Source organism: Acinetobacter sp. RUH 2624 (genome assembly GCF_000162375.2).
Lineage (GTDB): Bacteria > Pseudomonadota > Gammaproteobacteria > Pseudomonadales > Moraxellaceae > Acinetobacter > Acinetobacter nosocomialis.
This window is the reverse complement of the sequence record NZ_KI391939.1, coordinates 948,008-962,971: the sequence shown is the minus strand read 5'-3', so window position 1 is coordinate 962,971 and position 14,964 is coordinate 948,008. Positions and strand designations below refer to the sequence as shown.

Here is a 14,964-nt window from a genome sequence, read left to right as displayed (position 1 = left end):
TGAATTGAGTTATTTTTCTGAAATCAAGCTACTACTTTAAGATACTTTTTTATAGTTCTTAAACAAATGTTTGAACTTATTTATCACGTAGAAACATCACATAATATTGGTTCAATATTTGTATGATTGCTTTAAGTTCAAGCAACTTTTCTTGAGTATTACCTAACCTTTCGATATAGCGTTGATTTGCAATTTCTAAATCAATTTTTTCATTAATTTGTGGTGTGATTTGGAATAACTTACGTAAATCATCAAAGTTCTGTAATTTACGATTTGAAAAATATTCAAGGTGCTCTGACCACTTTTCATTAATCACGACATCTTTAATAACCGGACCACGCTCTGAATCAAAACTGAGCTGATTCTCCTGTAAATATAATTGCTCTGGTGACTCTTTCGAGTCTTGAAAAAGCTGGCTTAACTTTTTGAACATTTCATCACATCTTATTAGTTTCAATTTATATAGTAGAGGTAATCTACTCACCTCTACCATCTAAGTTTATTTTTTAATGCCTACTCGCCACCCAAGTCATCTAGAAAATCTACTGTCGGGACGAAAAATAAAGTACCTGTTTGGGCAGTGCTAAAGTCAAGTAAGCGGTCAAGATGACCTTGCTCATTTCCTAAGAACATATTTTCAAGCATTTGACGGGTTGTACTAAATTTACGCGAGTATCCAATAAAGAAAGTCCCATATTCATTTTTTGAAGGGTTAGAAAAAGGCATATTGGCACGCATAATTTTTAGCTCATTACCTTCTGCATCATGCGCTTTACTTACCACATTATGAGCTGTTAAAGGCTTTTCATCATCACCGAGTTCAATATCATTAAACTTCTTACGACCAATTACTTTTTCTTGTTCTTCATCACTTAAAGCACGCCATTTTTCCATATCATGGGTATATTTTTGAATAAATGCATAACTTCCCCCAATGAATTCGGGATCTTCGCTGCCCACTAGAGCCCACTGCGCTGCAATTACAGGTTCAGGATTTTCTGTTCCATCTACAAAGCCGATAATTGCACGACCATCGAAATAACGGAAACCATGTACTTCATCAATTGGATAAGTCACTTTACCCAACTGTTCATTGATAATACTTCCCAATTCATAGCAGAGAGCTTGTCGATCAGCACGAATATGAAAGAATAAATCACCTGGTGTTGAAACGGCTGTGTACTTTGGGCCTTTGATTTCTTGGAATGTTTCTAATTCTTGAGGCTTTGATTGTTCTGGAAATAAGATATCCCACGCATTTGAGCTAAAACCGAACGTGGCATTAAATTTACTTTCTGGATAACGATTAGACAAACTTCTGGTTAACGCTGAAAAATTAGCTGCAAAATCTTTTACTTTTTCTACAACAGAATCACCTTGAGCTAATCCTAATACAATAAATAATGCATTTTCTCCAGGATGACTCGTTACAGGTTGAATTCTCATACATTCCATAAAACAGGCCTTATTTTGGTAATTTACGGTAGTAATTTAGCATATTCATGTTTTTATCGTACGATTTCTTATGGTTCTTAGCTATTAAAAAAGAGATTGAACGATCCCAATCTCTTGTAATTTTTCTAAGTTATATTTAGCCACCATATTGTTGTTTTAAGTATTTTACAATTTGGGCAGATTCAAACATTTTAACGCCTGTATTTGGATCAACTAAATAAGGCACCTGCATTTTTCCTTGCATAATCTGCAACGATTTTTCTCGTTTACCACCCTTTAAGGGCACATATTTTCCCGGTTTTAAGCGAAGAATAGCAGGCCCCATATCTTGCCACCTTTCTTTAGCCACATTATGCAAAATATAAGGAATTTCAAGTTCGCATAGTACATTTCTTACTCTCTTGAATATGGGCTTGCTTCAAAACTCCATAATTCAAGTTTATGTTCAGGTGCGGTCCGATTTACTATTTTTTTATCAATCCAGACTCCACGAGCACCATTTAATAAGGTTCCAGCAAATGCAACATATGGTTTTTCAGGATAATTTGAAAATTTCTGAGGCGTTTGCCCTGTCTTACCATAATGTTTAAATAAATGATGAATAATATCTTGTGATTCGTATAGTTTATCGCCTGTATTTTCATCAATTAAAAATGGAAACTGCAATTTACCGCCTATTTCTTTTACAACTGAACGATATCTTGTTCCCCCTTTGGGACATGGGTAAATTTCCACATCCAAATTTAAAAGTGTAATCACTTCACGAACACGCCGACAAAATGGTGAACCTTCAAACTCATAAAGTTTTAGAGCTTTAACAGGCTGATTAGGAAATGCTGTACCTGTAACCCCTCTACCACCTTGAGCAATTGCAGATGCTACTGCTTGCAGCACTTTAATTTGATGATTCACCATTACACGTTCCTTTATATTGTGGAGCTAAACTAATTTTTCCTTAGCAATCACAATTCCATTGTTATCTGCATAAATAAAATCGCCAGATTGAATTGTGACTCCACCAAAATACAAAGGAATATCTACTTCACCAATGCCCTTACGATTACTTTTTTGTGGAATTGCAGCCAATGCATGTACCCCTAAATCCAGAGTCGCAAGTGCATCAACATCACGTACACAGCCATAAATAACCACACCATTCCAGTTATTTTTAACTGCTGATTCAGCAATCATATCTCCCATAAGTGCGCAGCGCATTGAAGCACCACCATCTACAACTAATACCCTCCCTGTACCATCTGTAGCCAATAATTCTTTTACACGCGAGTTATCTTCAAAACACTTTACAGTCACAACTTGTCCACCAAAAGTTTGACGTGCACCGTAACTTTTAAAGAACTTACCGTCCATTGAGGGCGTGACCACTTGTAAATCTTTTTCCGGGTTATCATCCAATAAATCACATGTCACAAATGGTACTGTTGACACTTTTATTCTCCTTATCGAGTTTGTTGTATGCTGAGATTATCATATCGTTTAAATGCTTCAATTTGCGTTAGCGCCGCTACAACCATGGTATGAGCCAATTGCTCTGCTGTAACAGGTTTATATTTGAATGGTTTATTCCATTTACTTTCAATGAATTTAAAAAGACTTTGTCCTAAATCTTCCATAAAACGCACATCGCTACGTTTACCAATTAATAAAGATGGCCTGAAAATAGATAATTTTTCGATGCCTAAACTCTGAATATAGTCTTCTAATTGTCCTTTAACCTTATTGTAGAAAATTGGTGAATTAGCATTTGCCCCAAGTGCACTTACAATTAAAAAATGGATATGTTTATCTTGGATCAAGTCTGCAAAATGAGCATTTATCTCATAATCCACCGCATAAAAGCCTTGTTTTGAACCTGCTATTTTTAAAGTTGTACCTAAACAGCTAAATGCGTGAGTATGATCATTTACGTCTTCATCGTTGAGCAATAAAAAATCTTCAATTACTAACTGAGTAACTTTTTTATATGTATTAAGTAGTTGTGATTCTTTTCTAACAACAACTGTAATCGCTTCAAATTCCGGTGTTTGTTCAAGCTCTTCAACTAGAGCTAATCCAACGAGTCCTGTAGCACCTACTACAATTGCTTTTTTCGTGCTTATAGTCATTTTTTATCCAACCTTCTTTAAGTTTGTATCAAATTTAACCTTTTCTTACGGTTTTAGCAGCCCCTAAAACGGCTTAAAATGCTCTCAAGGCTTGACTTCACGGTATTGATTCATCACAATATGGCACTTGTTTACGGGCTGGTGATGGTTACACCAGTTTACTGGATTGACCACAGCCCGCCCAGACCAACTTATTTTCAAGGAGTGCAAGAGTGGCAAACTCTGCTCAAGCTAAAAAACGTGCGCGCCAAAACGTTAAAGCGCGTAAACACAACGCAAGCTTGCGTTCTATGGTTCGTACTTACATCAAACGTACTTTAAGTGCAATCGCTGGTGGTGATTATGCTGTTGCTACAGAAGCTTACAAAAAAGCTGTTCCTGTAATCGACCGCATGGCTGATAAAGGCATCATCCACAAAAATAAAGCTGCTCGTCATAAGAGCCGTTTAAATGCTCAAGTTAAAGCTTTAGCTAACTAATTGAAGCATGTAAAAAAAGCCCAACAGGGCTTTTTTTATTACCTATAATTTTATAATTACTCTACTTTATGAAATTTAGAGACATCTAACTCGTAAGCTTCGCCTCGCCAAATCCATTTCAATTTACAATTTGGAAATTCATCCCCTTCAAACCACACAAACAGGCCTTCCATCATTTCTGGCCAATCTGCTTTTTGTATTTGATTGTTGCCTGAAATTACAGCAACTATGGCAGCAATAATTGTGTCATGACTAACAGCTAAACTCAGCCCACTTTTTGTTTTAGGATGAGTCTGATAAATAAGTTCCAACACATCTAAAACCCCAGTAATGGGATGTTTCATACCAGGTAATGCATTGTTCACAAAACTATTAATAAAGCCTAAAGCACCTTGTTTACGAAAATATGGTGCAGCCTGTTGAATATCGAGTACAAAGCTCCCCGGTTCTACCAGTAAGCCTTGTTCAACAATTTCAATTGTATGTGTATTCGGTTCAGGGCTTACCCCATCTGCACCTTCAATCATAAGTGCAGCAGTATCTACACAACGTTGAATTGGACTAGAAATACAGTGTTGAATTACACGATCCGTATTTTTGATTAAATAGCTACCCCATTCCTGTGCAAGCTCACGTCCTTGAGGTGTAAGTTGAAGGTCATATCCTGCCAAGCCTTGCCCATCTACCAGCTCTCTTAAGGAGTGACGTGTAAAAAGGGTTACAGGAGTTGAAGCATCAGGCAATAAATCAATTGCTTCAAACATGCTTTTAGGCAATAAATCGAGTGCCATTTTTATCGTGTCATCTTTTCTCAATATTTTGCCACTATAGCATGTCTGCAATAACTCTCAATCCAAAACACCCGATTGAGCCAAAGCTTCAAATGCTATTTTTTTGCTTTCCTGATCACGAAATGCGATAAAGCCCCCGTTTAATACAGTATCACGTTGGTTATATTCAAATGGTTTACCTTTTAGTGTGAGCAAACCTCCACCTATACTTTCTAATAATCCCTGACCTGAGCTAGTATCCCATTCAGATGTAGGGTGAAATCTAGGGTAAATATCAATCTCGCCTTCTAACATCATGCAAAATTTATAAGCACTTCCCGCTTCACGTCGAATTACGGTACGGCTCTTTTCAATTGGCTCAATAAACTTCTGATACTTCGGGTTTTTACTACTATGACTTAAGCCAATTTGTACAGGCGCTTGTGTCGAATAAGATTCTTTTTGATATTGGTACCATTGTTGTTGGCTAAAGTTATATTTAAAAGGCAAATCACTTAAATAACCTAAATAAACAACTTGTTCACACGGTACAACAATTACAGAAAATACAGTTTCACGCCCCTCAATCAAACTCAAATTTATCGTGAACTCATCTCGTTCATGTATAAACTCTTTCGTACCATCAAGAGGATCTAGCATCCAACAAGAAGACCAATCGTGGCGAGCGCTATAGTCGCTTTCTTCGGATAAAACTGGTAACTCTGGTGTGATTTCTGCAAGATGTTTCAATAAAAATTGATTTACTTTTAAATCTGCTTGGGTCACAGGTGAATCATCATGTTTTTCTTGAATATTAAACTCATATCCAGCTGAATAATTCTGATATTCTTGTAATAAGATCTGACTAGCCTCTTCCAATATTGGTAGTAGCTGTTCAATTAAGACATCATTGGGGCGAGTTGTTGTTATAAACATAAATAAGCTCTATTTACTTTCCTTTTCATTATAAGTGAATTGTGACAAATTCAGTATTCACCAACAGTCTAGTATTCTTACAAAAAGCTCTTATCTTTAACTAAGAAGTCTTCTATTACCTTAAAAGCTGATTCTTTATATTTTTACTTATTAAACCACTTATTACTCAAGAGAAAGTAACGTTAAATTTTGTATAAAAAACATATTATAACTTATGAAAAATAAACAACTTAATGTAAAACCAACCATTTCCTTTTCACACATTTCTTGCTATGTTCAATAGCACAATAACAAAATGGAAGACTAAATATGACGCTATATGGATATCACTTTTCAACAATTGAAAATAACTGGGAAGACTTAACCCCATTAAATGAGTTTTTACAAACATTTGCTGATGATGATGGTGATGTCTCCCAAAGAGACAAAGAATCACTGAAAGAAATTATTGCTAAATCCGATACAGCTTTGGCTTTAGCTAAAGAAATGGGTTGGGACGGTAGCTATACGGGTTGCCCTTATTTATTCTGGTTACCAAGTAAGAATACACAATCATTTGAATATGGATTTGTTTTTAAACAAACCTCAGATAATTCGACTTTTGTGATTTCACCAATTGAATTGGCTTATCTGGCCCAAGATGAGCAGGTAGAAACTTTAAGTAAAAATATTGACTAAATAACAAAGGTTATTGACTTAAAAATTAAGCCAATAACCTGACTCTACTGTTGTTATTCAAACATACTTAATTGAGGCGTGGGCTTTATAATCTTCTCTTTGGGAACGTGTAAACATTCAAATTCCTCAACAGGAAAACCTTCAATAAAGCTTGAAATATCTGGTGTTTCTAAACTTAACCATTCTTCTAGACGGTCATGCGGAATCACAATGACTGATCGTTTGACATCGCCCGGTTCATGAAAATCTTTCATCATGGGATGATCTATCGCATCCATAGTTAACATACTTGCAGAACGGATAATGGTTTCATTCATTTTGCAAATTTCATAAATTGCGGCAATGAAAAAAGCCTGTCCATCTTTACGGCGGACGCCCCATCGCTCAGGTTTATCATTTATATATTTACTCTCATAAAACTCCGTCACGGGTATTACACCAAACTTACATTTAAGAGCGGCTTCTTGAAAACTCGGTTTTTGGAAAATCGTTTCATGACGGGCGTTATAAGTATGTTTTGCTATATTTGTATCTTCGGCCCATTTAGGAACCAAACCGAACATGACTTCACGCCACTCAAAACCTTGCGGTGATTTGAATAATAGCGGCATTGTCCCACCCGGATAAACCTCATCGGCATAGCTAAAGCCGACCACAGGCAACTGAAGTTGCTGCAATTGGGCAAGAGTTAAAGGTTTAAAGTTGGCACACATAGCAAGAATAAAATACTGTACTTTTACATCTCTTATTTTATAAGTATTTATTCTATAAACCAAATAAAAAGGCACTCGAAAGTGCCTTTAACGACATAACTTTACGCTTAGGAAATGTGCTGAATTCCTTGCGGAATGGCCTGTAATAGTCGTTTAGTGTAGTCATGTTGCGGATGCGCATAGAGCTCATCTGAGTTAGCGATTTCAACAACTTCACCATGATTCATGACCATGACCTGATCAGAAATATATTTCACAACCGATAAGTCATGTGAAATAAAAATATAACTAAGGCCAAACTCATCTTGTAAGTCTTGTAATAAGTTAAGTACTTGTGCCTGAACCGACACATCTAGTGCCGAAACAGATTCATCACAAATTAGAATTTCAGGCTTTAGCGTTAAACAACGTGCAATCGCAATACGTTGGCGTTGACCACCCGAGAACTCATGCGGATATCGATAATAAGCTTGTTCAGGTAAATTCACTCGCTCAAGTAAACCAAGTGCAATTTGCTTACGTTCCGCATCATCTTTACCAATGCCATGAATTTGCATAGGTTCTAATAAAATCTGCCCAATGGTAAAGCGTGGATTTAGCGAAGCATATGGATTTTGGAAAATGATTTGGATCTTCCTTTGATATTTGGCAAACTCTTTTTCAGTTAAAGACAGAATATCTTTACCTTCAATTAAAGCCTGCCCCCCAGATGCTTCATGTAAACGCATAAGCAACAAGCCCACAGTGGTTTTACCTGAGCCAGACTCTCCCACTAAACCAAGCGTTTTACCTTTAGCAAGTTTAAAAGAAACGCCTTTTACCGCCTGAAATTCTTCTTTGCCAAATAACCCCTTACGGCTATAAAAGCTTTTTTTCAAATCTTTTACTTCTAAAATAATTTGCTCATCGCCATTTAAACCACGTTTACGCTGTGGAATTTCTGAAACATCAAAACTTTGCTCTACCAATATATTGTCTTCTTGACGCATAAAATCGCTGGTCACAGGCAAACGATAAGGTCGCTGTGATATTTGAGGACGACAATAGAGCAATGCTCGGGTATATACATCTTTAGGTTGCTCTAGAACTTGTTCTGCAAGTCCCTGCTCTCTAATTTCACCATGACGCATCACAATGACTTGATCTGCAATTTCACCCACTAAAGCCAAATCATGCGTAATAAAAAGCATCGACATTTGACGGCGCTGGCGCAACGATTCGAGTAAATCAATAATTTGTTTTTGAATGGTGACATCAAGTGCCGTAGTCGGTTCATCGGCTATCAGTAGCTTAGGTTCACAAGCAATCGCCATTGCAATCATGACACGTTGCTGTTGACCACCAGACAGTTGGTTAGGATAAGCATCAATCTTAGTTTCCGGTGAAGGTATCCCGACCTCTTTGAGTAACTCTAAAACACGTTGACGGGCGTGTTTACGACTCATACCCATGTGTAAACACAACACTTCTGCGATTTGATTACCTACCGTAAAAACGGGATTTAATGATGACATCGGTTCTTGAAAAATCATGGCAATATCTTTACCACAGATTTTTCGCATATCTTTACGGGATAAGCTGAGTAAATCTTGACCTTCAAAAACAATCTTACTTTTTTCATCAATTTTACTTTGGCCTACAGGTAGTAAACCCATGATTGCCAAAGAAGTAACCGATTTACCACTACCTGACTCACCAACTAAAGCAACAGTCGTATTTGCTGGAATATCAAAGGAGATTCCTTTAACAGTTTCGATATACTGCTTGTCTTCACCTTTAAAACTTACACGTAAGTTTTCAATGTGAAGTAATGGGACATTTTTTTGTTGTTCTGACATTAGCGTTTCCTCTTATTTTAGTTTTGGATCTAATGCATCACGCAGTGCATCAGTAAACATTGAAAATGCCGTAACCAAAACAGCCATTGCTACCGAGGCTGCAACAAGCTGCCACCATTTTCCTAAAAGAAGTTCACTTTGAGCTTCATTTAACATACTGCCCCAAGACACTACCCCTACAGGAACACCGAAGCCCAAGAAACTTAAAATAACTTCCGATTTAATAAAGGAAACCACCAAAATCGACATTTGAACCAAAGCGATATGGCTGACATTAGGAAAAATATGAATAAACATACGGCGAAAATGGCCAACACCAATTGCCTTGGCCGCCAGAACATATTCACGTGAGGTATGTTTCATATACTCCGCACGAATTAAACGGTAAACACCAGTCCAACCCGTTAAACCTAAAATCAAAACAATAGATAAAATGCCCTTTTGTTGCAGTACGGCAGCTATCGCAAGAACTAATAATAAATATGGAATGGAAGTAAAAATGTTATAAAACCAGTTAAGGATGTCATCTACCCAACCACCAAAGTAGCCTGAAATTGCCCCTAATAATGTGCCTAAGGTCACTGCGAGTAATGCAGAAACTAGCCCTACAATAATTGAAGTTTCAGCACCTTTAATGGTTTTTTTAAGAACATCTTGTCCCCATTTGTCGGCCCCAAATATAAGAGTACTTTTTAGTTCACTTTGCTGATCGAGTAAGTGTCCACCTAGTTGCTGATCAATTGCTTTCATATCATCAGCTAGCGGGTCAACTACACCATAATAATCAATTGCACTTCCAGAGGTCTTTTCTTGTTTAATTTCAGCCTTGAGTTGGTGAATGACATCTTTTAAAGGATCGACTGGATTTTCCGGTAACTCTTCATCTACAGCAGCTGTCTTTTGCAAAGCTTCATTTGTTTTATCTGCACCAATAAATGTAGGAGGTGCATAACTGACAGCAACTTCTTTATTCCAGTCTGATGCAATCACGCCAGTAAATGATAGTAGCAATACGACCAGATAGAACAGCACAACAATGAGCGATGCAATTGCAATTTTGTCAGCCCGAAGACGGCGCATTGCAAGGCGCCATAAACCCGCTGAAGCTGGAGCTGTCTGGGTTTGTAATTTTCTTTTTGTTAGAACACTTAGCATAACCCACCTACTTCAACTGTACACGTGGATCAACCACTTTGTAGACCAAATCGGCAATCAAGTTAAATATCATGGTTGCAGCTGCGATATACACTGTAATTGCTTTAATCACAGGAAAATCACTTCGCTCAACCGCGATAATTACTTCTCGACCAATACCGGGAATACCAAAAAAACGTTCAATTAAAAATGCACCTATGAGCAATGCAGGCAAAGTCGCCATCACATCGGTAATAATAGGAATTGAGGCATTACGTAAAACATGCACACCTAAAATTCGGCTTTCCCCTACACCTTTAGCCCGTGCCGTTCTAACATAATCTTGGTTAATCTCATCAAGCACAAAACTACGGTATAAACGTAAAGTAGGTGCAATACTCACCACCAACATAATTAAAATTGGAAGCAAGGCAAACTTAAATAAATTATCGGTAAAGTTATCGCTCCAGCCCTGCACTGGAAACCAACTTAACTGATAAGCCAAAACATATTGAAAAACAATAATATAAACCAAGATACTGATCGACATACCAATAGTACATAACATCATGACCATACGATCTGTTAAAGAACCACGTACTGCCGATACAGCTAGAGCCAAGCCAATTGAAATAACGGTTTGTAAAATAGTGAGTGGAATTAGGAGCGTTAATGAAGGCCCCAAGCGAGTTAAAATAATTTGTGAAACTGGCTCGCCAGTACTCCAACTTGCGCCATAGTCAAAAGTAAGAATCTGCTTAATAAAAATCCAGAGCTGAACGTAATAAGGCTGATCGACACCTAGTTGCTTACGAATGTTTTCAATCTGCTCAGGATTAGACATCTTACCTGCCAGAATATAGGCCGGATCTCCACCGACCCAGTTAAAAAGAATAAAGATAAACAGTACTACTCCCAACATGGTTGGAATCATCTGCCATAACCGCCGAATAACATATGCCAGCATAGTGATAATTCCTTATTTAACCCGTTGTCCGGTAATTTCGTTAAAGAATGCTTTATTGTCAGGATCACGACCAAGGAAATCTTTAACCAATTCAGCTGCCGGTTTTTGGCTACCTTGCGATAAAATAGTCTGGCGATAACGTTGTCCTACTTGTGGGTTATTTAAGTTGTCACCATAAGCAGAAAGCATGTCTAAAGCTAAAACCTCAGACCACATATAACCGTAGTAACCTGCTTGATAACCACCCATCAAGTGTCCAAACTGACCAGGAAACTCTGTTGTTGGGACATATCCCAAAGCTGTAGCTGCTTCCATTTTTTGCCAAGTTTCTAAAGGTTTTACTTTTAAGGCATCAGCCGTATGAAGCGCCATATCGTACTGTGCATAAAGCGTTTGACGTGCGTAACGTAAACCGCGCCCATAGTTATGTACTGCTTTTAAACGGGCAATTAATTCATCATCAACTCGTGGGCATGCCGGGTCACAATAATCGGCCACTTTAGATAAGGTTTCTTTACGGCGTGCCCACTCTTCATACATTTGAGATGGTGCTTCTACAAAGTCACGCTCTACAGATGTTCCAGACTGGCTTGCATAACGGGTATTAGATAAAATGCCATGTAAGGCATGACCAAATTCATGCACAAAAGTTTCGAGCTCATCACTATTTAAACCTTTACGGTTAAAGTTTGTGACTAATGCTGAAACCGGTAAGCGGTTGGTTAAAGTGCTGCCACCATATACTCCCCAAACGGCAGCATGACCATATTTCCCTTCGCGAGGGAATTTATCCATATATAGGCCGCCTAGAAGTTTTCCTGTCTTTTTATCGACTACATCGTAATATTCAACTTCGCTCTGCCATGCTTTCACTTTGACAGGTTTAAAATCAATACCATAAAGATCAGATGAAATAGCAAATAACCATTTTTGTGCTGCTAAAGTCGGGAAATAATCACGAAGCTTTTCCTGATCAATTTGATATTTGCTCTTACGAAGTTTTTCACTCCAGTAAGCTTCACTCCAACGTGTTATCTCGGTTTTATCTAATGGTGTTTTTAAAGTTTGTGCTTTAAATGCACGGAGCTCTTCTACTTCTTTGCGCTCAAGTGGTGCTACCGTTTTTTGTACTTCTGCTAAGAATTGATTTACAGTTTCTGGCGTTTTTGCCATACGGTCTTTTAACGCCCAATCAGCATAACTTGCTTTGCCAAATAATTGCGCCAATTCATAACGCAAATCTATTGCCTGCTTGAGTAATTTTAAGTTTTGTTCAGTACCGCGTCGTGTAAATGCAATCTGGTATCTTTTTCTGGCATCATCATTATCTGCCAGTTCCATAAATGGACGATATTCCGGATACTCAAAACCTAATAAATAGTTTCCTTTGGCATTTTTCTTTAACCCTGAAATATAACTCTCTGGCAGACCTTTCATCTCTTCAGGTGTAAATTCAAGTTTTTCAGGGTTATCACGAATATTGCGGTTATATTCTTGCTCGAGTTTAGTCAATTCATCAAGAATCGCTTTCATTCTTGCGCGTTTTGCTGGTTCTAGCTGAACACCTGTGTCTTCAAACTGATCCAGAATATCCTGACGGTATTTCTGATCTATCGGATCAGTTGCTTTTGTATTTTTAATTACGTTATACAGTTTTGGGTTTTGGAATATATCAGTATGAAATTGATTAATTTTGATCTCACAATCTTCTGCTGCTTTACGTAATTTCGCATCTGGATCTACATTACTATATAAACCTATGGGTCCTGAAAAATCTTCAAGATGAGCAAAAATTTTATCCCACTTTGCTAATATTGGAGCTGCGGCAGCATCAGTTTTAACAGGTGTTTTTTCAAAGTTTGAAATCTCTTGCTGGATTTTTTTTAAATTAGAATCGCACCATGCTGGGAGTTGTTCTGCCTTAAGTAATGGTAAGGTTGCACGTGTGGTCTCTGCCGATGCAAACTGACTTATACCTATCGTCAACATACATAAACTAGTCATTTTCAGTGTGTTATTTTTCATCGTATCTCCAATTTTTTTCATTTAATGATTAGATTTCGTATTTGTATCAATATCGAAGTACATCCATTCAGCATGTAAAATCGGATGCTTCTTATATCCAATGATTCGTGGTTGAGCCAACATATTTCTATAACGTGCATACAAGACTTGCACTGGCATATAAACTTCTAATAAACGTGTCATTTTTCGATAAATCATGTCTCGTTCTGGGCCTGGCTTAACCTGTTGAGACTGACGGTATAATTGATCAAACTCCGGTATTGAACCGCAAGACCAGTTGGTCATATGGGTATTCGGACCATAAAAATTCTGCATAAAATTATCCCCATCCGGATAATCGGCTATCCATGCAGAGGAACCGAACATTCCGTCACACTGTTTTTGTGCCCGAATGAGGTCTGAAAAGAGCATTGGCTTGTACACCATCCGGATATTCAAACTGTCAAAGTTCTTTTTCCAAAGCTCAGCGCTTTGCTGACCAATACTGTCATTACGCGCCATATATTCAATGACCAGAGGCTTACCATTTGGTTGTGTACGCCATCCTGATGCATCTTTTTTGTAGTTATATTTATCTAATAATAAATTTGCTGCTTTAACCGAATATGGGATACTGCTTCTATATTGAGGTTCGGCCCCTACTACACCTGGTGGAACTGGGAAATGTAGACGCTCTGCATCACCGTTACGCACTAACTTAATTTCTTGATCTATTGAACGGGACATTGCAATTGCACGGCGTAAAGCGATTTTTTCTTTACTCATTCCACCAACTACAGGATTTTTAAGATTCCAATAGTTATAACTAATTTCTGGATCGACGATACGTGATAATTGCACACCCTCTTTTACAAGCTCGGGTCTTAATTTACCGTCTTTAATGGCTTTCGAGACTAATTGCCCTTCGAGCTGAATGATATCAACTTCACCACGCTGAAATGCTAACCATCTTGACTGGTTTTCCTCCATCACCTGAATATCAATTGTACCAATTTGAGGCATTTGTTTTCCCTTAAGATGCTTCACAATAGCTTGATCTTCAGGGGTACTGGCGACAAAATTCCAAGTAAAGCCACGATAATCAGGATTCGCTTTTAAAACTATGCGTGAAGCAGGCACCCATTTACTGAGCATATAAGGTCCTGTTCCTACTGGATGCCCCATAACAAAGCCAGCTTTATCTTTATATTTTTCGATAACTTCACGTGCTACAGCCCCTGTAGGGTCATGTGCCAGTAATAAAGGAAAGTTATAATCAGGTTTTATTAATCGAATAACCAAGGTGTACTTATCAGGGGTCTGCAAACCACTCACACTTTGATCATAATTAAATTTTCCTGTTTTATTAGCTGATTGTACTAACGCATCCATACCTTCAATTTTGTTTTCCAGCAACCAGCTATTTGGTGAACGTAAAGTTGGGTCCAATAACCGCTTAAAAGAGTATGCATAATCATAAGCCGTTAACTCTCTAGGTTTGCCTTTAAAAACAGGGTCTGGCGTAAAATAAATACCTTTTTTAATGTGAATAGTATAAGTCAGACCATCTGCACTCACTTCAGGCATAGCAGTTGCGATTTGAGGAATAAGCTTTGCTGGCCTTGCTAAATAGTCATAGGTATATAAAGTTTCAAATATCGAAGTAGTTACATGCGCCGAATATAAATCATGGATATACGCTGGGTCGAAACCTGTTTCAGCTGTCGGGAACGTATAATGTAAAATTTTATTCGGATCGGCTGGACTTTTGGCAAAAATAGTCGTGTTCCCCGTTAATGCCATTCCGGCAAATAATAGGCCTACACTACAGTGCTTGAGCTTTAGTCTTAAATTTTCAGTCATGATG

14 protein-coding genes and 1 pseudogene are annotated in these 14,964 nt (G+C 37.8%); 2 read left to right on the top strand and 13 right to left on the bottom strand.

Annotated features, from left to right (window positions below; translation table 11 throughout):
- Positions 1 to 76: 76 nt before the first annotated feature.
- The 5 genes and pseudogenes from HMPREF0014_RS11255 to HMPREF0014_RS11235 form a co-directional block, all read right to left on the bottom strand.
- A complete protein-coding gene (locus HMPREF0014_RS11255; protein ID WP_004887430.1) occupies positions 77 to 433 on the bottom strand; it encodes a hypothetical protein in 357 nt (118 codons plus the stop codon).
- Between the two features lie 80 nt (positions 434 to 513).
- Positions 514 to 1,446: a Dyp-type peroxidase gene (locus HMPREF0014_RS11250; protein ID WP_009504897.1), complete on the bottom strand. Its 933-nt coding sequence runs from the start codon at positions 1,444 to 1,446 to the stop codon at positions 514 to 516.
- 145 nt (positions 1,447 to 1,591) lie between these two features.
- Positions 1,592 to 2,370: pseudogene (locus tag HMPREF0014_RS11245) on the bottom strand (glutathione S-transferase N-terminal domain-containing protein).
- Positions 2,371 to 2,394: 24 nt separating this feature from the next.
- Positions 2,395 to 2,901 (bottom strand): ribonuclease E activity regulator RraA, encoded by a 507-nt coding sequence (gene rraA, locus HMPREF0014_RS11240; protein WP_004887438.1) that lies wholly within the window; start codon positions 2,899 to 2,901, stop codon positions 2,395 to 2,397.
- An 11-nt stretch (positions 2,902 to 2,912) separates the two neighbouring features.
- Positions 2,913 to 3,578, bottom strand: coding sequence for an NAD(P)H-binding protein (locus HMPREF0014_RS11235; protein ID WP_004709063.1), 666 nt, complete (start codon positions 3,576 to 3,578; stop codon positions 2,913 to 2,915).
- A gap of 212 nt (positions 3,579 to 3,790) precedes the next feature.
- On the opposite strand from HMPREF0014_RS11235, the gene rpsT reads away from it, so the two are divergent.
- Positions 3,791 to 4,057, top strand: coding sequence for a 30S ribosomal protein S20 (gene rpsT / locus HMPREF0014_RS11230; RefSeq protein ID WP_000013652.1), 267 nt, complete (start codon positions 3,791 to 3,793; stop codon positions 4,055 to 4,057).
- A 56-nt stretch (positions 4,058 to 4,113) separates the two neighbouring features.
- On the opposite strand, the gene HMPREF0014_RS11225 is transcribed toward rpsT, so the two are convergent.
- Both HMPREF0014_RS11225 and HMPREF0014_RS11220 read right to left on the bottom strand, forming a co-directional pair.
- A complete protein-coding gene (locus HMPREF0014_RS11225) occupies positions 4,114 to 4,848 on the bottom strand; it encodes a phosphoglycerate mutase family protein (RefSeq protein WP_004709064.1) in 735 nt (244 codons plus the stop codon).
- Positions 4,849 to 4,905: 57 nt separating this feature from the next.
- On the bottom strand, positions 4,906 to 5,763 hold the full coding sequence (locus tag HMPREF0014_RS11220; RefSeq protein WP_004887439.1) for a 3'(2'),5'-bisphosphate nucleotidase CysQ: 858 nt from the start codon (positions 5,761 to 5,763) through the stop codon (positions 4,906 to 4,908).
- Between the two features lie 309 nt (positions 5,764 to 6,072).
- On the opposite strand from HMPREF0014_RS11220, the gene HMPREF0014_RS11215 reads away from it, so the two are divergent.
- Complete coding sequence (locus tag HMPREF0014_RS11215) at positions 6,073 to 6,441, top strand: hypothetical protein (RefSeq protein WP_002049893.1); 369 nt, start codon at positions 6,073 to 6,075, stop codon at positions 6,439 to 6,441.
- A gap of 53 nt (positions 6,442 to 6,494) precedes the next feature.
- On the opposite strand, the gene HMPREF0014_RS11210 is transcribed toward HMPREF0014_RS11215, so the two are convergent.
- The 6 genes from HMPREF0014_RS11210 to HMPREF0014_RS11185 all read right to left on the bottom strand — a co-directional run bounded on the left by HMPREF0014_RS11210 (position 6,495) and on the right by HMPREF0014_RS11185 (position 14,963).
- Positions 6,495 to 7,154 (bottom strand): SOS response-associated peptidase family protein, encoded by a 660-nt coding sequence (locus HMPREF0014_RS11210; RefSeq protein WP_031944263.1) that lies wholly within the window; start codon positions 7,152 to 7,154, stop codon positions 6,495 to 6,497.
- A gap of 107 nt (positions 7,155 to 7,261) precedes the next feature.
- The gene (locus tag HMPREF0014_RS11205) at positions 7,262 to 8,992 is read right to left on the bottom strand and encodes an ABC transporter ATP-binding protein (RefSeq protein WP_004887441.1); all 1,731 of its coding nucleotides are present in this window, start codon (positions 8,990 to 8,992) and stop codon (positions 7,262 to 7,264) included.
- A 12-nt stretch (positions 8,993 to 9,004) separates the two neighbouring features.
- Positions 9,005 to 10,147 (bottom strand): ABC transporter permease, encoded by a 1,143-nt coding sequence (locus HMPREF0014_RS11200; RefSeq protein ID WP_004887442.1) that lies wholly within the window; start codon positions 10,145 to 10,147, stop codon positions 9,005 to 9,007.
- 7 nt (positions 10,148 to 10,154) lie between these two features.
- Entirely contained in the window at positions 10,155 to 11,093 is a 939-nt protein-coding gene (locus HMPREF0014_RS11195; RefSeq protein ID WP_004709076.1) for an ABC transporter permease, read from the bottom strand.
- 12 nt (positions 11,094 to 11,105) lie between these two features.
- A complete protein-coding gene (locus tag HMPREF0014_RS11190; protein ID WP_006580797.1) occupies positions 11,106 to 13,139 on the bottom strand; it encodes a M3 family metallopeptidase in 2,034 nt (677 codons plus the stop codon).
- Positions 13,140 to 14,963 (bottom strand): ABC transporter substrate-binding protein, encoded by a 1,824-nt coding sequence (locus tag HMPREF0014_RS11185; protein ID WP_079377017.1) that lies wholly within the window; start codon positions 14,961 to 14,963, stop codon positions 13,140 to 13,142.
- Position 14,964 lies beyond the last annotated feature (1 nt).